A 21,115-nucleotide genomic window follows, 5' to 3' on the forward strand; every position below is an offset into this window, starting at 1 on the left:
GATTGCGCCAACAGTCACCTGCACCACCCAGGGAGTTCCAATTGAAGTCTGCGAGGGAGCAAATGAACATCATCTCGAGCTATCGGGAGCTGGGAACCTATCGCGGGGCCGCCGACTTGTGCGGCACCACCATCAGACGCTCAAGCGCGCGGTCGAGCGCGCTGAGGCCGGTGGGCCGCCGCAGCGCGAGCCGCGGCCGCACAATTTCGATGCGGTGCGCGACGTGGTCGCCGAGCGGGTGGCTAAATCGCGGGGCCGGATCTCGGCCAAGCGGTTGTTGCCGATCGCGCGAGCGGCCGGCTATGCGGGATCACCGCGCAACTTCCGCCGGTTGGTTGCTGCGGAGAAAGCGTTGTGGCGCAACGATAACCGTGGTCGTCGTCCGGGGTGTGGTCGCCGGGTGAGTATCTGGTGATCGATTGGGCCGAGGCCGCGCCGGGGTTGTTCGTGTTCTCCGCGGTGCTGGCGTTCTCGCGGTGGCGGTTTGTGCGGTTCGCCACCGATCAGAAAGCGTCGACGACGCTGGCGATGATCGCTGAGGGGCTGGCCGTGATCGGTGGGGCGCCGTTAGCCGATCGGATGGGCTGTTTGAAGGGTGGGGTGGTCGCCAACGTGGTGGTGCCCACCGCCCAGTATGTCCGGTTCGCAACGCATTACCCGGATTGGTGTGAGGCGGCTGATCCGCAGTCGAAGGGCATTGTGGAGCACCTGTGCGGCTACGCCCAGTCCGACCTGGTGGTGCCGCTGCTCACCGAGGCGGCGGTGTCGGGTGTGTCGGTGAGCATCGCGGCGGCCAACGCGGCCGCGGTCACGTGGTGTGTGGAGGTCAACGCCGCGGTGCACTCGGAGATCGCCGCGGTGCCCGATGCGCGCCTGGCGGTCGAGCGGAAGCTGTTGGCGCCGCTGCCGTCCTTGCGCCTCGAGATCGGCGCGGTGTCGGTGACCCGCAAGGTGGACCGGCTCTCGTGTGTCCGCTACGGCTCGGCCCGGTGCTCGGTGCCCACCCGGCTGATCGGGGCCACCGTTGCCATCGTGATCGACCACGGGGCGCTAGTCGTAGTGGAGCCGGGCACCGGGGCGATCGTGGCCGAGCATGAGCTAATCGCTCCTGGGGAGACATCGATCCTCGACGAGCACTACGAAGGCCCCAGGCCCATGCCCACTCATGGTCCGCGCCCGAAAACCACAGTGGAGCAACAGTTCTGCGCTTTAGGTGAAGATGCCGAAGCGTTTCTGGTCGGGGCCGCCGCGATCGGCAACACCCGCCTGGGTGCGGAGTTGGGGATCCTGCTCGGACTCGGTGCCGCCCACGGCCAAGACAAGTTGGTGGCGGCGTTGCGGCGGGCGGTGGCCTTCGGGCGGTTCCGTGCGGCCGATGTGCGTTCCATCCTGGCTGCCGGCACCGCCGCGCCGCAGCCCTGCCCGGCCGGGGATGCGCTGGTGCTAGACCTGCCCACCGCACCGACCCGATCCCTGGACGCCTACAAAATCGCGGCCACTGATGACGGGAGCGCATCGTGACAACCACAACCGGAACGAAAACCGTTGCCCCCAAGACGGTCTCGCCTTTAGCTGCGGATCTGGATGCGGGGTTGCGGCGGCTCAAGCTCGCGACGGTGCGCCGCACCGCGCCCGAAGTGCTGTTGACCGCCAAGACGCAGCGCTGGACCCCGGAAGAGGTGCTGCGCACCCTCGTCGAGGCCGAGATCGCCGCCCGCGATGCCTCCAACACCGCCAACCGGCTCAAAGCCGCCGCGTTCCCCGTCATCAAAACGATCGAAGGCTTCGACGTGTCGGCCTCGTCCATCCCCCAAGCAACAATTGACTACCTGGCTATCCTGGAATGGATTAGGGCACAACATAATCTGACCATTATCGGTTCGCCGGGTACTGGCAAGAGCCACGTCCTGATCAGCCTAGGTCACGCCGCGGTGCATGCCGGTCACAAAGTGCGTTACCTCACCGCCGCCGACCTCGTCGACACCCTCTACCGCGGCCTGGCCGACAACACCGTCGGCAAGATCATCGATACCCTGCTCCGCGCCGACCTGCTGATCATCGACGAGATTGGGTTCGCCCCGCTCGATGACACCGGCACCCAACTGCTGTTCCGGCTCGTGTCCGCCGCCTACGAACGCCGCTCACTGGCGGTTGGCTCTCACTGGCCCTTTGAGCAATGGGGACGGTTCCTGCCCGAACACACCACACGCGGACTCCGACGGTGTCTATGAGGCCCCGCGCATCCTGGCCGACCTGCGCGATTACGGTGAGCCGGTTTCACGCAAAACGGTGGCGGCATCGCTGCGCCGCCAGAGCCTGGCCGGGATCAGTCCCCGCCGATTCGCGCCGGCCACCACGGTCGTCGACCTGGATGCCGCGGTACCCAAAGACCTGGTAGGCCGTCGTTTTGACACCGGCCAGCTGAATCGCGTGTAAACCAGCGACATCACCTATCTGGGCACCGGTGAGGGCTGGTTGTATCTGTGCGCGGTGCGTGATGGCCCAGCCGCCGAGTGATCGGCTGGGCCATCGACGACTAACTGCACACCGATCTGGTCCAGGCCGCCGTTGAGATGGCCGTGGCAATGCGTGGCGAACTGGCCGAGCAGGTGGTCTTGCACGCCGATCGCGGCTGGCAATACACCTCCGCGCAGCTCGCCCGGTTCGCCCAAGAGCACAATCTGGCCCGTTCGGTTGGCCGCACCGCGGTATGTTGGGACAATGCCCAGCAGGAATCGTTTTGGGCCACACTGAAAGTCGAGTTCTACGACCGATACCAGTGGCCGACCAAATCAGCCGCCAAGACCGCCGTGACCGATTGGATCGAGCGGGTCTATCACCGACGCCGACGCCACTCGTCCCTCGCTATGATGAGGCCGGTCGAGTCCGAAGACCGACTCACTCAGACGGCACAAGCCGCCTGACCCCGTGTCCACCAAACGGGGTCAAGCCCAGGCCCCGTTACGCCGGTCGGCGCCTTCGCCGCCCGAGGCCAGGCCGAATACCACGATTCAGGAGATATCCTCAAGGTCGGAGGTGACGACTGTGACGGATGACCCAACCACAACGCAAGCTCTTGCGTCGCCGATCGAAGCGCCGCCGGTCGTCGAAACGCCCGAGCCGTCGCCCGTCGAGACTCTCAAGTCCAGCAGCAGCGCGTCTCGCCGGGTCCGCGCCCGGCTGGCGCGCCGGATGACCGCTCGCAGCGGCGCCATCAACCCGGTGCTCGAGCCGCTGGTGGCGGTGCACCGGGAGATCTACCCCAAGGCCGACCTGTCGATATTGCAGCGAGCCTACGAGGTCGCCGATCAACGGCACGCCGGCCAGTTCCGGCACTCCGGAGATCCCTACATCACCCACCCGCTGGCCGTCGCCAACATTCTCGCCGAGCTGGGCATGGACACCACCACCCTGGTGGCCGCACTGCTGCATGACACCGTCGAGGACACCGGTTACACACTCGAGGCTTTGAGCGAGGATTTCGGCGAAGAGGTGGGTCATCTCGTCGACGGGGTGACCAAGCTGGACCGCGTGGTACTCGGCAGCGCCGCCGAAGGCGAAACGATCCGCAAGATGATCATCGCGATGGCTCGCGATCCGCGGGTGCTGGTGATCAAGGTGGCCGACCGGCTGCACAACATGCGCACGATGCGCTTCCTGCCGCCGGAGAAGCAGGCCCGCAAGGCCCGCGAAACGTTGGAAGTCATTGCGCCCCTGGCGCATCGGCTGGGCATGGCCAGCGTCAAGTGGGAGCTGGAAGACCTGTCGTTCGCGATCCTGCACCCCAAGAAGTACGAGGAGATCGTGCGATTGGTCGCCGGCCGCGCACCCTCGCGGGACACCTACCTGGCCAAGGTCCGCACCGAGATCATCAATACTCTGGGCGCGTCGAAGATCAAGGCGACGGTGGAGGGCCGACCCAAGCACTACTGGTCGATCTATCAGAAGATGATCGTCAAGGGCCGCGACTTCGACGACATCCACGATCTGGTCGGCATCCGCATCCTGTGCGACGAGATCCGCGACTGCTATGCCGCTGTGGGCGTGGTGCATTCGTTGTGGCAGCCGATGGCGGGACGGTTCAAGGACTACATCGCCCAGCCGCGCTACGGCGTGTACCAGTCGTTGCACACCACCGTCGTCGGGCCCGAGGGTAAGCCGCTGGAGGTGCAGATCCGCACCCGCGACATGCACCGCACCGCCGAATACGGTATTGCCGCACACTGGCGGTACAAGGAGGCCAAGGGCCGCAACGGTGTTCCGCATCCGCATGCCGCCGCCGAGATCGACGACATGGCCTGGATGCGCCAACTGCTCGACTGGCAACGGGAAGCCGCGGACCCCGGCGAATTCCTGGAGTCGTTGCGTTACGACCTTGCGGTACAAGAGATCTTCGTGTTCACCCCGAAGGGAGATGTGATCACCTTGCCCACCGGGTCGACACCGGTGGACTTCGCCTACGCGGTGCACACCGAAGTCGGTCACCGTTGCATCGGCGCCCGGGTCAACGGCCGGCTGGTGGCGCTGGAACGCAAGCTGGAAAACGGCGAAGTGGTCGAGGTTTTCACGTCCAAGGCGCCCAATGCCGGGCCGTCGCGGGACTGGCAGCAGTTCGTGGTGTCGCCGCGCGCCAAGACGAAGATCCGGCAGTGGTTCGCCAAAGAGCGGCGTGAGGAGGCGCTGGAGACCGGCAAAGAGGCGATGGCGCGTGAGGTGCGTCGCGGCGGACTTCCGTTGCAGCGCTTGGTCAATGGCGAATCTATGGCTGCCGTTGCCCGCGAATTGCACTACGCGGACGTGTCCGCGCTCTACACGGCGATCGGTGAGGGCCATGTGTCGGCCCGGCATGTCATGCAGCGGCTGCTGGCCGAGCTGGGCGGTATCGACCAGGCCGAGGAGGAGCTTGCCGAACGGTCCACGCCCACCACGATGCCGCGCCGCCAGCGCAGCAGCGACGACGTCGGGGTGTCGGTGCCCGGCGCCCCGGGTGTGCTGACCAAGCTGGCCAAGTGCTGCACGCCGGTGCCGGGCGACCAGATCATGGGGTTCGTCACCCGCGGCGGCGGCGTCAGCGTGCACCGCACCGACTGCACCAATGCCACGTCGTTGCAGCAGCAGGCCGAGCGCATCATCGAAGTGCTCTGGGCGCCGTCGCCGACGTCGGTGTTCCTGGTCGCCATCCAGGTCGAGGCACTCGACCGGCATCGGCTGCTGTCGGACATCACCCGGGTACTCGCCGACGAGAAGGTGAACATCCTGTCCGCGTCGGTGACGACCTCCGGCGACCGGGTGGCCATCAGCCGGTTCACCTTCGAGATGGGCGATCCCAAGCACCTCGGCCATCTGCTCAACGTCGTGCGCAATGTCGAAGGCGTCTACGACGTTTATCGCGTGACGTCCGCGGCTTAGACCAGGCCAGACCAGGCCAGAAGCGTGCACCGGCAACGCAATTCGAGTGCCGATTCTGCGCTCGCGGCGCCGAACCTGCGTCCAGAGTGCTACATCGTGCAAAGATCAAGCGATCAGCGCAGTCTCGGCAAGCCGCGGGTCGCAGATGTGCCAGGGTGGGGGCTGGCCTGGCGAGCAGACGCAAAGGCCCCCATTTCGCCCGCGAAATGGGGGCCTTTGCGTCTGCTCGGCAACTAGTCGAGCAGCAACGACTTGATGACGACGTCGACGGCGGGCGGGCCGTCCTCGCCGCCGCCCGCGACGCCTGCCTCGGCGATCTTGTCCAGCGTGGCCAGTCCGTCGGCCTGGATGGTGCCGAAAACCGTGTACTCGGGGGGCAGCGCCGAGTCGCGATAGACCATGAAGAATTGGCTGCTGTTGGTGTCGGGTCCCGCGTTGGCCATGGCCAGGGTGCCCCGCGGATAGATCACCGGCTCCTTGAGTTTGGGGTCGTTCGGCGGGTACTGGTTGGTCGGATACTCGTTGGCGAACTGATAGCCCGGCCCGCCGGTGCCGTCACCCTTGGGATCACCACACTGCAGCACCGACAGCGACGGCGACGTGGTCAGCCGATGGCATTTGGTGTCTTTGAAGAAGCCCTGCTGGGCCAGGCTGGCAAAGCTGTTGACCGTGCACGGTGACTCATTGTTGGCCAGCATCAGGCCGACCTTGCCCTGGCTGGTCACCATGCTCGCGCTGATCTGAGCCGGCTCGGTGGGCACTTTGCCGGTGCGCGGCGGCTTGGCCTCTTTGGCGGCCTTGTCGGGCGAGGGCGGGTATTGGCAGTTGGCGCCCAGGTTGGCCGGGGGCTTGAACGCCGGCATCGGCAGGGCGTTGCCAAGCTGCACCGGCGGCAGACCGGTCGCCGAGGGAGAGTTGGGCGCGGAGCTGCTGGGGCTGGCCGACGTGGTCCCCTTGTGGTCGTCCTTGTTGACGAAGACGACGTACACCACCGCGGCCACCACGGCTACCGCGACAACGGAAGCCCCGGCGATTGTCGCGATGCGGCGCCTTTTGGCCTGCTTGGCGCGGCGCTCCAGCTGCCGCTCGAGTTTGCGCTTGGCGGTGGCACGTCGCTGCTGATTGGTCGGCACGGCCGATATCTTTCCATGCTGGCCTGATGACCGGGCTCGGGTGGGCGCTGCATGGGCCATCGTGCGGCCCGCATCGGTGCCTACGGCCTGGGATGGGAAACTGGTAACCGTGTTGATCACCGGATTCCCGGCCGGGGTGCTGGCGTGCAACTGTTATGTGCTGGCCGAGCGGCCCGGAACTGACGCGATCATCGTGGACCCGGGCCAGCGCGCCTTGGGCACGCTGCGCCGCATCCTGGACAAGAACCGGCTGACCCCCGCCGCGGTGCTGATCACCCACGGCCACATCGACCACATGTGGTCCGCCCAGAAGGTCTCCGACACCTTCGGCTGTCCCACCTATATCCACCCCGAGGACCGGTTCATGCTGACCGACCCGATCTACGGGCTGGGGCCGCGGGTGGCGCAGCTGGTGGCCGGGGCGTTTTTCCGGGAGCCCAAACAGGTCGTCGAACTGGACCGCGACGGCGACAAGATCGACCTGGGCAATGTCTCGGTCAACGTCGACCACACGCCCGGGCACACCCGCGGATCGGTGTGCTTCCGGGTGCTGCAGGCCAGCAAGGACGACCGCGACGTCGTATTCACCGGGGACACGCTGTTCGAGCGCTCGATCGGCCGCTCGGACCTATTCGGCGGCAGCGGCCGAGACCTGCTGCGCTCCATCGTCAACAAGCTGCTGGTGCTCGACGACAAGACCGTGGTGCTGCCCGGCCACGGCAACTCCACCACCATCGGCGCTGAGCGGCGCTTCAACCCGTTCCTCGAAGGCCTGGGCCGGTGAGCGAATTCTCGGCCCCCAAAGGGGTACCGGATTACGTTCCGCCGGACTCGGCGCAGTTCGTCGCGGTGCGTGACGGCCTGCTCAGCGCCGCCCGCCGGGCCGGTTACGGGCATATCGAACTGCCGATCTTCGAGGACACCGCGCTGTTCGCCCGCGGTGTGGGCGAGTCCACCGACGTGGTGTCCAAGGAGATGTACACCTTCGCCGACCGGGGCGACCGCTCGGTGACCTTGCGGCCCGAGGGCACCGCCGGGGTGGTGCGCGCCGTGATCGAACACGGCCTGGACCGCGGCGCGCTGCCGGTGAAGCTGTGTTACGCGGGGCCGTTTTTCCGCTACGAGCGTCCGCAGGCCGGCCGGTATCGCCAGCTGCAGCAGGTCGGTGTCGAGGCGATCGGCGTTGACGACCCGGCGCTGGACGCCGAGGTGATCGCCGTGGCCGACGCCGGCTTCCGCGAGCTGGGTCTGCAGGAGTTCCGCCTGGAAATCACCTCGCTGGGCGACGAGACCTGCCGGCCACAGTACCGAGAACTATTGCAGGAGTTCCTGTTCGGGCTCGACCTGGACGAGGAGACCCGGCGGCGCGCGCAGCTGAACCCGTTACGGGTGCTCGACGACAAACGCCCGGCGGTGCGCGCCATGACCGCCGACGCGCCGGTGCTGCTCGACCATCTCTCCGACGTTGCCAAGCAGCACTTCGACACCGTGCTGTCGCACCTGGACGCGCTCGGGGTGCCCTATGTGATCAATCCGCGCATGGTGCGCGGGCTGGATTACTACACCAAGACGACGTTCGAGTTCGTCCACGACGGATTGGGCGCGCAGTCCGGCATCGGCGGCGGCGGCCGCTACGACGGGCTGATGCACGAGCTAGGCGGGCAGGACCTCTCGGGTATCGGGTTCGGGCTCGGCGTGGACCGGACGGTGCTGGCGCTACGCGCCGAGGGCAGGAGCGTGGGGGAGACCACCCGCTGCGACGTCTTCGGCGTGCCGCTCAGCGAGCCGGCCAAGCTGCGACTGGCAGTGCTGGCCGCGCAGCTGCGGGCCGCCGGGGTGCGGACCGACCTGGCCTACGGTGACCGCGGGCTCAAGGGTGCGATGCGCGCGGCCGATCGTTCCGGTGCCCGTCTTGCGCTGGTTGCCGGGGACCGTGACGTCGCGGCCGGCTCGATCGGGGTGAAGGACCTTGCGACGGGAGAGCAGCTGTCCGTGCCGACGGATTCGGTCGTGGCCGAGGTCGTTTCGCGGTTGGGCCGGTAGGTTCTGGGCGGACGTCAGCCGTCTTCCGGCTTGACTTCACGTCGAACTATTGTTCGAATAGAGTCATGCGCTGGGCGGGCCAGAGCGTGGCGGTCAATGGGGCGTCGGTCGACGACGGGGCGCTACCGGGGCTGCAGCGCATCGGCTTCGTCCGCAGCGTTCGCTCGCCGCAATTCGAGGGCATGACGTTTCATGAGGTGCTGTGCAAGTCCGCGCTGAACCGCGTGCCCAATGCGGCCGCGCTGCCGTTCCGTCAACGGCTACCGCGGCTGCTCGCACGCCTGCCGCTACTGTTTCGCCCGTCCCACCCACGAGTACCTCGACTTCGACCCCGGTGCCGACTTCGACACCCAGGTGGTGGTCAAGACGAACGTCGTCGAGGTTCTGCGCCGCGAACTGCGCCGGCCGTCATGGCAGCGCGAGACCGTTGCGCTGGGCACCAACACCGACCCGTATCAGCGCGCCGAGGGCCGTTACGCGCTGATGCCCGGGATCGTCGCGGCGCTTGTCGAATCCGGCACCCCGCTGTCGATCCTGACCAAGGGAACATTGCTACGACGGGACCTTCCGCAGCTGGCCGAGGCGGCCCGACGGGTCCCGGTGTCGGTGGCGGTGTCGCTGGCGGTCGCCGACCCGCAGCTGCACCGCGACGTCGAGCCCGGCACCCCGACACCTCAGGCGCGGCTGGGGCTGATCACCGCAATCCGCGAAGCGGGGCTGGGCTGCCATGTGATGATCGCACCGGTGTTGCCGCAGCTGACCGACTCCGTCGAGCACCTCGACGGGCTGCTCGGCCAGATCGCGGCCGCGGGGGCCACGGGTGTGACGGTTTTCGGGCTGCACCTGCGCGGCTCGACCCGCGGTTGGTTCCTGTCGTGGCTGGGCCAAGCACATCCCGAGTTGGTCGGCAGGTACCGCGAGCTGTACCGCCGGGGCGCCTATCTGCCGCCGAGCTACCGCGAGATGCTGCGAAAACGGGCCGCACCGCTGATAACGAAGCACCGGCTCGGCGGTGACCACCGCCCGTCGTCGCCCGCGGCCGAAGCGGCGGTGCTGCCCGAACTCGTTCAGCCGACGCTGTTCTGACCGGTGCCCCGACGCCCGGGGTGTCAGTGCACGTGCGGCTGCAGCAATGCGGCCTGGCCGGTGGAAATGGGTCGCTGCGCCAACCACTGGCGGGTAGCGGCGTGGGACCGCTCGATGAGCGTTGCCGCTTGTGAGAAATCGGCTCCGGAAATGGAGACCGGACACAGCGGTCGGATGACACGCAGGTCGGCGGTCTGCTCGAAGCGCTCGACGTCGAGGGCGAGGCGATGGTTGACCGCAAGCGATACTGCGTGCAGGACCATCGTCATCGCCGAGGGCGGTGCAGCGGGCAAGGCGCACGAGTAGCCGGTAGGCAACACCCAGACCTGGTCGGCGCCCAGGGTGATCGCGTGCGAAACCGGGGTGTTGTTGACCACGCCGCCGTCCATGAGGTCGCGGCCGTTGATGTTGACCGGCGGGAAGATGCCCGGGATGGCGGCACTGGCGGCGATCGCGTCGATGGCGTCTCCGGATGACAGCAGCACGTCGATGCCGGAGATCACGTCGGTGGCCACGACGTGGAACGGAATCGGCGCATCCTCGAGCCTGGCGAAACCGAGTTCCCTGGTCAGAATCCGCCGCAGCCCCGCGCTGGGGACTAGGTGCTGGCGGCGGCCGAGGAAGCCCAGCAGCCCGGCGACCGGGTGGGTGGGGAATACCGCCTTGCGGGTCAGCGACAGCCACACGTCCGCCAGCGCGCGAACACCGGCGGCGTCGGGTCGGGCGGCGATCCACGCGCCATTGAGCGCACCGACGGAGGTGCCGATGATCAGGTCCGGCCGGATGCCGTCATCGGCCAAGGCCTGCAGCATCCCGACCTGGATCGCGCCGAGGCTCGCGCCCCCGGAGAACACGAACGCTGTGGTCACAGATAGATACTAAGGACTTCGTGCCGCCGCGGCTCAGCCTTCGGCTGAGACCGCAAATCCCAACCGTGGTAACGAATCCGGTAGCGTTTTCGACATGACGAACGTGCGGAAGGTGGCGAGCGCTGTCGCGACGGTAGTGGTTGCCGGAGCGTTGGCGATCAGCACAGCCGCGGCCTCAGCCGCCGATCCAGCCGGCCATCAGGTGACCTACACGGTGACCGCCACCGGCAATCTGACCGGCAATGTCCGCTACATCAACGGCGACCCGCCCAGCCAGTCCGCCTTCGACGCAAACTCCTCGCAGTACCTGACCACCGTGCCGGCCACCTTCACCGCTGACCAGCCACTGGTGTACACCACCACATTGGCAAACCCGAACCAGTGGGCGTTCGTCAGCGCCAGCGGCGGGTGTCACTGGCCGGACTGCGGCTCGGGGAGCCTTCCTCAGCTGCACTGCGAGATCGCCGTGGACGGCCAGGTGGTGGTGACGCAGAACGCGACCACCGGGGTCACCTGCTCGACGCGACCCTGGTAACCGGCTGGCGCGCGCCGCTGCCGCGCCGATCCGCATGGATCCAACCACTGGAATGGGACCGGCAACCGGTGCACGCGGCCTGATCCCGCGGCCGCCGCACCGACGGCCGAATCCGCCCCACAGCTGCCCGTCATAGCAGCCGACTTGTGTTGTCGCTCAAGACGTCGCATGCCGGGTAGGCGCCTTCTCCTGTCGCTTCCCACGGTCTGTGTGCGCGTCAAGCCGACCCGCGCGGGTACTTAGCGCTTAGCCAGGGCACAACCACGTCGCCGGCTGGTGGGCCGGCTCGCTTTCCACGGAGTAGCACATGTCCTTCGTGACCACCCGGCCCGCGGCGCTGACGGCCGCCGCGGGCGCACTACAAATCGCCGGCTCCTCGATGGCCGCCCAGAATGCCGCGGCGGCGGCACCCACCACGGGTGTTGTACCGGCGGCCGCGGACGAGGTCTCAGCCCTGCAGGCCGCACAGTTCGCCGCGTACGGCACCTGGTACCAGCAGGTCAGCGCACAAGCCGCCGCGATTCACCAGATGCTGGTGAACACGCTGGGCAGCAGCGCCGGTCGTATGCGGAGACCGAGGCCGCGAACCGCACCGCGGCCGGTGCGACAACGTTGCCGGGACTCCTCGGCGGGCTGGCTGGGGCGGGATCGTCCCCATCGGGGCCATTGGGCATTTTCAGTGCGCTGACCGGTGGCTCCGGCTTGTCGTCGTCGTCGGGCGCCACCATCGGAACCCCTATCGGATGGGCGCAGAACTTCAGCGCCGCCGCGTCGGACCTCGGTCCAGGTGGAGCCGGGCCAGCATTCGACTGGCGCCGGTACTGTCGCCGCTTCCGACTCGCGGGCTACCGCGGCGACGCCGGTGCTGGCCGGTTCGGGTCAGGCGCGAGTTGGGCCACCGCCGGCGGCCGGGCCGCGAGTTCGGCCCCCGGCCCAGGCGTCGGCTGGACCAGCGCTGCTGCTCACGACGCGGCGGTAACCGCCGGCATGCCGGCCGGCACGGCAGGGCGCGCGGGCCTCGGGTTCGGTACGCCGCGCTACGGCACCAAGCCCACGGTGATTCCCAAGCCGACAGTCACCTAGCACACCCGGCCCACAGACAGGAGCGCACAAATGGTTTTCGGTTTCGCAGCATTGCCGCCGGAGATCAACTCAACCCGCATGTACACCTGCGCCGGGTCGGGACCGCTGATGGGGGCCGCGGCGGCGTGGAACGACCTGGCCGAAGAGTTGGGTACCACGGCCCGCATCTGCCAGTCGGTGATTTCCCAGCTGACCGGCGACCAGTGGGTCGGACCGTCTTCGGCGGCCATGGCCACCGGGGCCGAGGCCTATGTGGCGTGGATGCAGGCCACCGCCGGGCAACTTCAGCATGCGGCTACCCACGCCATGGCCTCGGCGGCCGCATATGAAACTGCCTTCGCGATGACGGTGCCGCCGCCGGTCGTTGCGGCCAACCGGGTGCGGCTGGCGGCTCTCGTGGCCACCAACATTCTCGGACAGAACACGCCGGCGATCGCGGCCACCGAGGCGCAGTACGCCGAAATGTGGGCCCAGGACGCCGCCGCCATGTACGGCTACGCCGGTTCGTCGGCGAGCGCCGGGGTGCTGACTCCGTTGACGTCCCCACCGCCGGCCACCAATCCCGGCGGACTGGGCGCTCAAGCCGCCGCGGTGTCTCAAGCCGCCGCAAGCAGCGCGCAGCCGGGGTTTGGCGGGCTGGTGTCCAGCCTGCCCGGCGCGGTGCAATCACTTGCCGCGCCGCTGGCCGTCTCGTCGGTGACCAGCCCGTTAGACGATTTCTTCAACAACAATCTGGTGATCAATATCGGGCAAGCGGTCTTCGACACCGTGGCGTGGAACATGTTCGCCGTCATCGCATCCTCGATCCTCAACGGAAACACCGTTCCGGCGTCAGGCGCTGCGGCTTCCGCCGCGGGAATGGGCGCCGGTGTCGTCGCGGCGACGGCCAGCCCCGCGGGTTCGGGTGGAAGACCGGTGCTGGCGGGTATGGCTTCGGCGTCCTCGGTCGGCAAGTTGTCGGTGCCTGCCGGATGGTCCGCCGCGGTCCCGGCTGACGATGCCGCCGCGACGCTGACCGGCTCGGGCTGGGCCATCTCTTGCGGGAGAGGGCACGCGGGTGACAACGTTGCCCGCCGGTATGCCTGCGGTTGCCTGGGCCGGACGGGGAGGCTATGGCACGGGACCGCGATACCGAGTCCAACCCAAGGTGATCCCCCCGCAGGTGCTGGGGTAAAGCGAGTTGTGCGCCCCCGCCAAGGGCTGCGACACCCGCTGTCAGTCCGAGATTTCGTCGACGGTGAACCAACGTGACGAACGCGGGTCTTCTTCCTCGTGGAACAGGCTTTCGTAGGACATATCGCCTCCGTTCGCTGCGACTCCTGGATATGACGAGGCTAACAGCGCCGCGTCGATCGCCGCAGCGTAATCACTGTGTCGGCGGCTCCCGTCCGCATCGCCGAACCGCAATGCGCAGCTGGTTTCAGCGACCGGAATGGGCGACGACGACGACCTCCGCGCGCTCGTCGCCGACCGCCCGCAAGGTGTGGCCGACCGACGCGTCGAAGTAGGCGCTGTCGCCGGTGTCGAGTGTGATGGTCTGGTCGCCGTAGTCGAGTTCGACACTGCCGGTGTGTACGAACACGAACTCCTGGCCGGCGTGCTCGGGATGGGGATCGTCAGCGGCATCGCCGATAGGGCGAACCAGGAACGGCGACATGGACTTTCCCAGCAACGTCGACGCCAGCGCCCGATAGCGTCCCCCTACCGGGCCGGCGCGGTCGCTTGCCCGGTCGACGGTGATCTTCTCTTGGGCCGTCTCGTCGGAGAACAGCCGCCCGACATCGGCGCGGGCGGTGATCTGCGGCTGGGCCTGGGGTTCGACGAGATCACCGAAGACAACCTGCTGCTCGTCGACGAGGACCTCAACGTCCTGCACGGAGGCGGTATGGCCAACCCCGCCAACCGTTTTCACAGCTGGATCTATCGGGCGCGTTCCGACGTGCACTGCATCGTGCACACCCACGCCTTCCACGTGGCGGCGTTGTCGATGCTGAAGGTTCCGCTGATCGTGTCGCACATGGACACCACGCCGCTCTACGACGACTGTGCATTTCTCGCCGACTGGCCGGGCGTTCCCGTCGGCAACGAGGAGGGCGAAATCATCACCGCCGCAATGGGTTCCAAGAAGGCCGTGCTGCTGGCTCATCACGGACAGGTGGTGGCCGGGGCCAGCATCGAAGAGGCGTGCTCGCTGGCGGTGCTGATCGAGCGTGCCGCCAAATTGCAGCTGGCCGCCATGGCCGCCGGAACCATCGCCGAGCTGCCCGAGCAGCTGGCCCGAGAGGCGCACGACTGGACGCTGACACCGGCGCGCAGCCGGGCCAACTTCGGCTACTATGCCCGCCGCGCCCTGGCGCGCCATCCGGATGCACTGAGTAGCTAACTCGTTATCCGCCAACAGAATCGGAGGAGCCCCGCTGCGGCCCAACCAGCCGTGCCCAAGATCCACGGGATCATCGCCTACCCGGTGACGCCATTCGCGCCCGACGCAACCGGCGGTATCGACACCACCCGACTCGCGGCTCTGGTCGACCGCCTGGTCAGCTCCGGCGTGCACGCCATCGCCCCGCTGGGTAGCACCGGGGAGCTGGCCTACCTTGACGAGTCGGAGTTCGACACCGTGGTCGACACCACCATTGCGGCCGTCGATCGGCGGCTGCCGGTGATTGTCGGCATCTCGGATGTGACCACTGCCAAGACCATTCGGCGTGCCCGGTACGCCGAGCGGGCCGGCGCCGACGCGGTGATGATCCTGCCGGTGTCCTACTGGAAGCTCACCGAACGCGAGATCGCCCAGCACTACCGCAGTATCGGCGACGCGATCGGAATCCCGATCATGGCCTACAACAATCCGGCCACCAGCGGCGTCGACATGAGCCCCGAGCTGCTGGTCACCATGTTCGACAACATCGAAAACCTCACTATGGTCAAGGAATCCACCGGCGATCTGTCCCGGATGCACCGCATCGCCCAACTCAGCGACGGCCAGCTGCCTTTCTACAACGGCAGCAACCCGCTGGTGCTGGACGCGTTGCGGGCCGGTGCGGCCGGATGGTGTACGGCCGCCCCCAACCTGCGGCCGCAGCCCTGTATCGACCTCTACGATGCGGCGCGGCGCGAGGACCTAGAGAAGGCCCAGCTGCTCTACGACGACCTGAAGCCGCTGCTGCAGTTCATCGTCGCCGGCGGCCTGCCGACCACGGTGAAGGCCGGTCTGGAGTTGATGGGTTTCCCGGTCGGCGATCCGCGAGCGGCGTTGCTGCCGCTTGACGAGCGGGGCCGTGCCGAGTTGCAGGACTTGCTGGCCGGGGGGTAACGCTTGTCAGGACTTTGGCGCCTGAGCTGAGGTGACTTTCGACTCTACGCCGGTGGTCGGTGCGCAGCGGACTATCAGAAGTCATTGTTGACCTGATCGCCGCTGGTGATGTCAAACATGTTGGCGCAGTTGGTATTTAGAGCTAGCGGCGACGGTGAGGTCAGCCGGTTGCTAGGCAGTTCGGGTGCACGATGGCAGCAGATGTCGCGCCGAGACGAGGTCGAAATGGTTCCTGAGTTTGCGTGGTTGCCACCGGAGGTCAATTCGGCGCGGATTTTTGCTGGTGCTGGCGGGGTTGGCCTCGCAGCTGGGTGGGCAGGCGGCGGAGTTGGCGACGACGGCTACGGCGGTGTCGCCGGCGTAGCCGGGTGCGGGTCGATGCCCAAGGGGATGCCAGGCGAGATGATGGGCCGCGGGGGTGCTAATCCGCATGTGGTGCAGGCGCGCCCGAGTGTGATCGCGCGCACCGGGATCGGGTAGGGCCGCGACTTCCGAGGCATGCCGGCTCGGTGACCTGCCAGGAGTTCATCAGCTGGGCCGCAACTTTCCAGATGATCGACGAACAAGCCGACCCCCACGGCCAAACCATCCGAGGGCGTGCAGCGGCGTGCGTGCAAGCCCCCGCCAGCGGGCCGCCGTTCAAGGTCGGGGCGTCGGGCTATCTGGACTCAATCACCGACATCGTGCCGTCGAGGTAGCTCATGACGTACACGGTGTGGATGTCTGGGTCCACGGCGACCCCCCACGGGTACGTGCCGACGGCCACAGTGGCCGTGACCGTGTGCGCCTTTCCGTCGATTACCCATAGTGTGGCGTCCTTGTCGTAGTTCGTGACATAGACGCTGTGGGTCCGGATCCACCGCAATCTCCCACGGCTTCGTTCCGACGGACACGGTGGCGATGACAGTGTGTGTGGACCCGCCGATTACCGACACCGTGTCGTCGCCGCTGTTGGTGACCTAGACGGTGTGGGTTTCCGGATCCACCGCCACCCCGGACGGGCCGCTGCCGACGCGCACGGTGGCGGTGACGGTGTGCGTATTCCCGTCGATCACCGACACCGTGTCGTCATCGTTGTTGGTGACGTAGACGGTGTGGGTGCCTGGATCCACCGCTGCCCCGACCGGAGTGCCGCCGACGGGCACGGTGGCCGTGACCTTGTGTGTCTTTCCGTCGACCACCGACACCCTGCCGCTGACCGTGTGGGTGACGGCGTAGACGGTGCGGGCACCGGAATCGACCGCTACTCCGTTGAGGAGAGATCCGACGGCCACGGTTGCGGTGACCATGTGCGTGACAGGCGCGGTCGATCCCGGTCCTGCCCCAGGCTTCGACGGTCCGGTAGTCGTGGTGCCGGCGCGCTCGTGGCCGGAGTTGATCACCGAAAACCCAAGCACCGCAAGCGCGCCCACAACAAGGAGACTCCCGGCAATGATGGCTACGCGCCTGACCTTGGCGTTCTTCCAAGACCCCCACACCTTCCGAGCCCACGACCCGATGCCGGACTCAGGGAGGTTCGCATAAATGATGCCGGCCGCGACCGATGGTGCCGCACCGATGATCGGGGCACCGCACTCTTCACAGAAAGGCTGGTTCACCGATGTCAGTGGCCCGCTGGGCAGAGAACCACAGCGGGCACGATCGGGGCTCCGCACTCACCGCAGAAACGGCAGTCGTCGGGGTTTTGGTGACCGTTCTCGCACGTCACCATGAGCTAGCGTCCCTTCTTCTGCGGCCTGCGGCCGGGTAAAGGTTTCCGCCGTCATCGATGTCATCAGATTCCGCCCGCGCACGAGAGTCAACCCGAAGCCATCGGAATCAGCAGTTTAGGGCCCACGCCGCCGAATCGATCCAGCGGCTTCCGCTGCCGCGACTGGCCGCCCCTACCGCGGCGGGGTAATCGCGCGAACGGCATGCTGACCGGCGGTCGCGACCCGACGCTCGCGCTTGCCCTCCGCCGCCGCAACCATGTGCGACACCTCCGCCTCTGGCAGAAAGAGGGCCTGCGGCGGCGCGTGCACAGCCATCGCGAGTGGGCTGGCGTGTCGTCGGCGCCGGAAATGGTTGCCAATGCTCCGAAGGTGTTGTGGGCCATGGATTTCCAGTTCGACACCACCATCGAAGGTAAGTCCGTCAAGATCGCGTCGTTGCTCGATCAGCATACCGGCGAAGCGCTGCAGCGCTCGATCACCGCGGAGCGCCTGATCGAGGGAAGTGCGCAGGCGTTCGCCGCGGCCGGCGGGCTTCCGCCGCTGCTGCGCATGGACAACGGACCAGAGTTGGTTTGTCAAGCGCTGCAAGAGTCTTGAGTTGCGCAACGATGGCTCTGCTGTATCCCGCCGGGGACGCCGTGGAACAACGGTCATATCCATTCGTTCAACAATCGGCTACGACGGGCGTGTCTCGACCGCAATCGGCCGCATTGTGCCAGCCACCCTGGGTGAGCAAGCGGCTGGCATCGAGCACCGCTGACCCTGACGATGGGGGACTATTTCGTTCGTGGTGTCGCCACCAGCCATTCCGACGAGTCCGGGTCAGCGGTGTCTAGTCCCATCCCCACCTCTTTGAGCAAGGCTTTGAGTTCGTCGGTTGTCACGTGATGGGCTTCGAACGATTGGGTCAGTCTTTTGTCGTCGTAGTCCAGGGTGAACTCGCCAACGACGGTCCCGTCGTGGTTGGCGAGGATCGTCATCGTCTGAAGCATCTGACCATCGGACCGCTGGTAACTGCCCGGTGGTCGCTGTGCGAACCACTCCAATGGCCGCCACTGGATGATGGCCTTGCCGTCCGGCTTGAGGTGGTGGGCGATGGTCGCCAGGAGGCGCCTGCGGAATTCGAGACCCGGGTAGTTGATCAAGCTGCTGGCCAGCAGGACGGCGTCGAATTTCTCGGCAAGCCGCAGGTGCTCGATGCGGGCTTGGACCGTTCGCCCGGGGCGGACGTGGGCAAGCATGTCGGCGGAGTCGTCCACCGCGGTGAGTTGATGGCCGAGTTCGGACAGCGGATTAGCGATTCGGCCGGCACCGGATCCCAGGTCCAACACCGAGCTTGCCGGGTTGAGCATTGCGGCAATGACCTGCACCTCGGCGTCCCCCGACACCCGGCGGTAGATCTCGACCACGCTGCCGTCGGAGGTTATCGGGCCGCCGGAACCCGGTTCGCCGCTGCTGGGCATGCGATGTACCTGCTGTCCTGTCGTGCGCCGCCGGGCCAGCGGGGATGATGCAGACCTGCCGATCAAATTCCCGCTGGCCCTATCGGCTAGTGGATCCAACCGATGGTCACCGTCAGTCGACGATGTTGTCGACGACGAACGAGATCAACGCGTAGGGCGTCTCGTGTGCATTGAACAAGAGCTCGTGGGACACGATCAATCTCCTTTCTTGATCAATGATTCGTATCTATCAACATCTCCGATTCTCGTTACATATTGGACAAATGTGTATCCCCTCGCTGGGTAAGAAACGTGTCCCCCAGATGGGGGACACGGCGCGCGTCGCCTGACGGGTGAGTGTTATCCCAGCATGACGGGTAGCTCGGCGTATCGATTGAGCAGCGGGATCGGTTCGAGACGAAGCTCCTCCGGGGCGACGGCCAGGGTGAGACCAGGGAAGCGGGTGATCAAGCCGGCAATCGCGATGCGGGCCTCCATCCGCGCGAGATGTGAGCCCAGACAGAAGTGACTACCTCGGCTGAAGGCCAGGTGGTTGTTGGGCTTGCGGGTGATATCGAAGCGGTCGGGATCGTCGAACTCGGCGGGGTCGCGGTTGGCAGACGTCAGCAGCGGCACCACCATCGATCCGCGCGGAATGGTGACGCCGTGCACGACGATGTCCTCGGCGGCGAACGTGGTCGCCTCGGTGCTGCCCACGGTGCCGGTATAACGCAGGACCTCTTCGACGGCGCTGCCGATGAGATCGGGTCGTCGCTGTAGCAGGCTTAGCTGTTCGGGGTGGGTGAGCAGGGCGGCTATTCCGTTGGTGATCACGTTCGGGGTGGTTTGGTAGTCGCCGGTGATGAGCAGGAACGCCATCGCGATGATCTCGTCGTCCGATAGCCGGTCGCCGTTGTCGCTGGCCTCAATCATCACGGTGATGATGTCTTGCCCCGGGTCGCCGCGGCGCTGTTGGACCAGATTCCGCAGATGGTCGACGAACTCGTCCATCCGCTGCGCTGCGCCTTCGCTGCCGCCGGCCAACATCATCTCGAACAGCGAGTCGATGTAATCGTAGAAGGCGGACCGATCCTGAGCGGGTATGCCGACCATCTCGCTGATCACCGTGGTCGGGATCGGCAGCGCATAGTCGCGTTGTAGGTCGATCCGCTGTCCTGCCTTAATCCCGTCGAGCACGACACGGGTGACGGTCTGTACTCGATCGCCAAGGCGTGCGATTGCGCGTGGGGTAAACGGCCGGCTGACCAGTTTGCGCAGCCGCAGGTGCGCGGGATCGTCCTGATACACCATGGTGCCGGTGGTGAGCATGCGGATGGCTTCGGGCAACGGCAGGTGTTCGGCGCCCTCCACGACGCGCCGGATTCGCGGGTCGGTGACCACGTCCACGCAGTCTTGGTAACGGGAGATGAAGTAGACGTCCCGGTCAGGTGGCCGCAGGGCCAGCCGCCCCCGGTAGACCGGGGCATTGCGGCGCATCCAGTCGTAGTAGCGGTGTTGGTCGGCGTTGAACTCCGCCGTGCCTACCGTGATGGGGTGGCTGATCAACCCGGCTCTATCCCAGGTCGGTGGTGGTGAAGGTGTCGCACTTGTTGGGGTCGCCGGTCTGATAGCCGATGGTGAACCACTTCTGCCGCTGCGCCGACGAGCCGTGTGTCCATGTCTCGGGGTTGGTGCGTCCGTTTACCTGCTGCTGGATGCGGTCATCGCCGACCGACGCCGCGGCCGAGAGTGCGTCTTGAATGTCCTTGTCGCTCAACGGCTGCAGGTACGGAACTCCGGTGCTCTGCTGTTTGACGGTCGACGCGTAGTACGCCCAGACGCCGGCATAGCAGTCGGCCTGCAACTCGGTGCGCACCCCGTTGCCGCCGGCGCCCTGCGCGCCTTGCTGGGCGCGGCCCAGCACGCTCAGCAGGTTTTGCACGTGATGGCCGTATTCGTGAGCCACCACATATTCTTCGGCGAAAGGCCCACCGCTGGAACCGAATTGGGTGACCAGTACCTGGAAGAAGTCGGTGTCGAAGTACGCGGTCTTGTCCACCGGGCAGTAGAACGGGCCGACGTCGCTGCTGGCCGGGCCGCAACCGGTGCTGACCTGACCGCTGAACAGCCGCAGATGCGGGCGGGTGTAGCGGTTGGGCATCAGCTGCTTCCATACCGCGTCCAGGGAGTTGCCGGTCGCCACCACCCGGCACTGCACGTACTTGTTGGCGTCGGCGCCGGTCTTGCACCGGCTCAGGTCGAAGCCGGGTGCCACGGCCTCGCGATTGTCAACGGGCTGCTGGCTCATGATGCCGCCGGGGTCGACGCCAAGGAACAGGGCGACCACCACGATCAGCAGCCCGCCGATGCCGCCGCCGATGGCCATCCGCCCGCCGGGAAAACCGCCCGACGACGACGCGGTGCTGGTGTCGATCTGCATACCCTCGTTGAAGGTCATCGCGCGCTCCCCAATCCGGACCGCCTACC

The 21,115-nt window shown here is 66.7% G+C and carries 17 protein-coding genes and 10 pseudogenes; 19 read left to right on the forward strand and 8 right to left on the reverse strand.

Going from position 1 to position 21,115, the window contains the following annotated elements; all coding sequences use genetic code 11:
• The first annotated feature begins 41 nt into the window (after window positions 1–41).
• The 6 genes and pseudogenes from EET10_RS11475 to EET10_RS11490 all read left to right on the forward strand — a co-directional run bounded on the left by EET10_RS11475 (window position 42) and on the right by EET10_RS11490 (window position 5,409).
• A pseudogene (locus EET10_RS11475) lies at window positions 42–1,521 on the forward strand (Mu transposase domain-containing protein).
• Window positions 1,518–2,207: pseudogene (gene istB / locus EET10_RS11480) on the forward strand (IS21-like element helper ATPase IstB); the annotation flags it as partial. The pseudogenes EET10_RS11475 and istB, both read left to right, overlap by 4 nt.
• A pseudogene (locus EET10_RS32245) lies at window positions 2,170–2,283 on the forward strand (hypothetical protein); the annotation flags it as partial. The pseudogenes istB and EET10_RS32245, both read left to right, overlap by 38 nt.
• 6 nt (window positions 2,284–2,289) lie before the next feature.
• On the forward strand, window positions 2,290–2,436 hold the full coding sequence (locus EET10_RS32250; protein WP_167480164.1) for a hypothetical protein: 147 nt from the start codon (window positions 2,290–2,292) through the stop codon (window positions 2,434–2,436).
• 116 nt (window positions 2,437–2,552) lie between these two features.
• Window positions 2,553–2,924 carry an integrase core domain-containing protein gene (locus tag EET10_RS32255; protein ID WP_338093082.1) on the forward strand — a complete coding sequence of 124 codons (372 nt, stop codon included), beginning with the start codon at window positions 2,553–2,555 and terminating at the stop codon, window positions 2,922–2,924.
• Window positions 2,925–3,045: 121 nt separating this feature from the next.
• A complete protein-coding gene (locus EET10_RS11490) occupies window positions 3,046–5,409 on the forward strand; it encodes a RelA/SpoT family protein (RefSeq protein ID WP_036401283.1) in 2,364 nt (787 codons plus the stop codon).
• 233 nt (window positions 5,410–5,642) lie between these two features.
• Here EET10_RS11490 and EET10_RS11495 read toward each other — a convergent pair whose 3' ends face one another.
• Window positions 5,643–6,542 carry a peptidylprolyl isomerase gene (locus tag EET10_RS11495; RefSeq protein WP_063466261.1) on the reverse strand — a complete coding sequence of 300 codons (900 nt, stop codon included), beginning with the start codon at window positions 6,540–6,542 and terminating at the stop codon, window positions 5,643–5,645.
• A 109-nt stretch (window positions 6,543–6,651) separates the two neighbouring features.
• Between EET10_RS11495 and EET10_RS11500 the strand changes: the two genes are divergently transcribed.
• From EET10_RS11500 to EET10_RS11510, 3 genes and pseudogenes are all read left to right on the forward strand, one after another.
• Window positions 6,652–7,326: an MBL fold metallo-hydrolase gene (locus tag EET10_RS11500; RefSeq protein WP_036401280.1), complete on the forward strand. Its 675-nt coding sequence runs from the start codon at window positions 6,652–6,654 to the stop codon at window positions 7,324–7,326.
• Window positions 7,323–8,585: a histidine--tRNA ligase gene (gene hisS / locus EET10_RS11505; protein WP_036401278.1), complete on the forward strand. Its 1,263-nt coding sequence runs from the start codon at window positions 7,323–7,325 to the stop codon at window positions 8,583–8,585. The genes EET10_RS11500 and hisS overlap by 4 nt, the downstream gene beginning before the upstream one ends.
• A gap of 65 nt (window positions 8,586–8,650) precedes the next feature.
• A pseudogene (locus EET10_RS11510) lies at window positions 8,651–9,671 on the forward strand (Rv2578c family radical SAM protein).
• A 23-nt stretch (window positions 9,672–9,694) separates the two neighbouring features.
• Here the strand turns inward: EET10_RS11510 and EET10_RS11515 are convergent.
• Window positions 9,695–10,540 carry a patatin-like phospholipase family protein gene (locus tag EET10_RS11515; RefSeq protein WP_036401274.1) on the reverse strand — a complete coding sequence of 282 codons (846 nt, stop codon included), beginning with the start codon at window positions 10,538–10,540 and terminating at the stop codon, window positions 9,695–9,697.
• Between the two features lie 94 nt (window positions 10,541–10,634).
• Here EET10_RS11515 and EET10_RS11520 point away from each other — a divergent pair, with 94 nt between their 5' ends.
• From EET10_RS11520 to EET10_RS11530, 4 genes and pseudogenes are all read left to right on the forward strand, one after another.
• Complete coding sequence (locus EET10_RS11520) at window positions 10,635–11,075, forward strand: hypothetical protein (RefSeq protein WP_036401271.1); 441 nt, start codon at window positions 10,635–10,637, stop codon at window positions 11,073–11,075.
• Window positions 11,076–11,382: 307 nt separating this feature from the next.
• A pseudogene (locus EET10_RS30770) lies at window positions 11,383–11,678 on the forward strand (PE family protein); the annotation flags it as partial.
• Window positions 11,679–11,741: 63 nt separating this feature from the next.
• A complete protein-coding gene (locus tag EET10_RS30775) occupies window positions 11,742–12,158 on the forward strand; it encodes a PPE family protein, SVP subgroup (RefSeq protein WP_244601917.1) in 417 nt (138 codons plus the stop codon).
• Between the two features lie 30 nt (window positions 12,159–12,188).
• Complete coding sequence (locus EET10_RS11530; RefSeq protein ID WP_246013631.1) at window positions 12,189–13,409, forward strand: PPE family protein; 1,221 nt, start codon at window positions 12,189–12,191, stop codon at window positions 13,407–13,409.
• 169 nt (window positions 13,410–13,578) lie between these two features.
• On the opposite strand, the pseudogene EET10_RS30185 reads toward EET10_RS11530, so the two are convergent.
• Window positions 13,579–13,941, reverse strand: a pseudogene (locus EET10_RS30185) (cupin domain-containing protein); the annotation flags it as partial.
• Between the two features lie 18 nt (window positions 13,942–13,959).
• Here EET10_RS30185 and EET10_RS11545 point away from each other — a divergent pair.
• The 4 genes and pseudogenes from EET10_RS11545 to EET10_RS30780 form a co-directional block, all read left to right on the forward strand.
• Window positions 13,960–14,541 (forward strand): annotated as a pseudogene (locus EET10_RS11545) (aldolase); the annotation flags it as partial.
• 51 nt (window positions 14,542–14,592) lie between these two features.
• A complete protein-coding gene (locus EET10_RS11550) occupies window positions 14,593–15,474 on the forward strand; it encodes a dihydrodipicolinate synthase family protein (protein WP_122502157.1) in 882 nt (293 codons plus the stop codon).
• Window positions 15,475–15,699: 225 nt separating this feature from the next.
• Window positions 15,700–15,793, forward strand: a pseudogene (locus tag EET10_RS32260) (hypothetical protein); the annotation flags it as partial.
• Between the two features lie 62 nt (window positions 15,794–15,855).
• Window positions 15,856–15,954, forward strand: a pseudogene (locus EET10_RS30780) (hypothetical protein); the annotation flags it as partial.
• A 178-nt stretch (window positions 15,955–16,132) separates the two neighbouring features.
• On the opposite strand, the gene EET10_RS11560 reads toward EET10_RS30780, so the two are convergent.
• Both EET10_RS11560 and EET10_RS11570 read right to left on the reverse strand, forming a co-directional pair.
• Window positions 16,133–16,339 (reverse strand): YncE family protein, encoded by a 207-nt coding sequence (locus EET10_RS11560; RefSeq protein WP_063466530.1) that lies wholly within the window; start codon window positions 16,337–16,339, stop codon window positions 16,133–16,135.
• Window positions 16,340–16,433: 94 nt separating this feature from the next.
• A complete protein-coding gene (locus EET10_RS11570; protein ID WP_063466529.1) occupies window positions 16,434–16,886 on the reverse strand; it encodes a YncE family protein in 453 nt (150 codons plus the stop codon).
• A gap of 501 nt (window positions 16,887–17,387) precedes the next feature.
• Here EET10_RS11570 and EET10_RS11575 point away from each other — a divergent pair.
• Window positions 17,388–17,783 carry an integrase catalytic domain-containing protein gene (locus EET10_RS11575; RefSeq protein WP_122502158.1) on the forward strand — a complete coding sequence of 132 codons (396 nt, stop codon included), beginning with the start codon at window positions 17,388–17,390 and terminating at the stop codon, window positions 17,781–17,783.
• Between the two features lie 24 nt (window positions 17,784–17,807).
• On the forward strand, window positions 17,808–17,918 hold the full coding sequence (locus EET10_RS32270) for an integrase core domain-containing protein (RefSeq protein ID WP_122447207.1): 111 nt from the start codon (window positions 17,808–17,810) through the stop codon (window positions 17,916–17,918).
• Window positions 17,919–18,295: 377 nt separating this feature from the next.
• Here EET10_RS32270 and EET10_RS32275 read toward each other — a convergent pair.
• From EET10_RS32275 to ypfJ, 3 genes and pseudogenes are all read right to left on the reverse strand, one after another.
• Window positions 18,296–18,649 (reverse strand): annotated as a pseudogene (locus tag EET10_RS32275) (class I SAM-dependent methyltransferase); the annotation flags it as partial.
• A 339-nt stretch (window positions 18,650–18,988) separates the two neighbouring features.
• Window positions 18,989–20,194, reverse strand: coding sequence for a cytochrome P450 family protein (locus EET10_RS11590; protein WP_036401262.1), 1,206 nt, complete (start codon window positions 20,192–20,194; stop codon window positions 18,989–18,991).
• Window positions 20,195–20,201: 7 nt separating this feature from the next.
• On the reverse strand, window positions 20,202–21,086 hold the full coding sequence (gene ypfJ / locus EET10_RS11595; RefSeq protein ID WP_036401260.1) for a KPN_02809 family neutral zinc metallopeptidase: 885 nt from the start codon (window positions 21,084–21,086) through the stop codon (window positions 20,202–20,204).
• Window positions 21,087–21,115 lie beyond the last annotated feature (29 nt).

The organism is Mycobacterium pseudokansasii, from assembly GCF_900566075.1.
In the GTDB taxonomy this organism is placed as follows: domain Bacteria; phylum Actinomycetota; class Actinomycetes; order Mycobacteriales; family Mycobacteriaceae; genus Mycobacterium; species Mycobacterium pseudokansasii.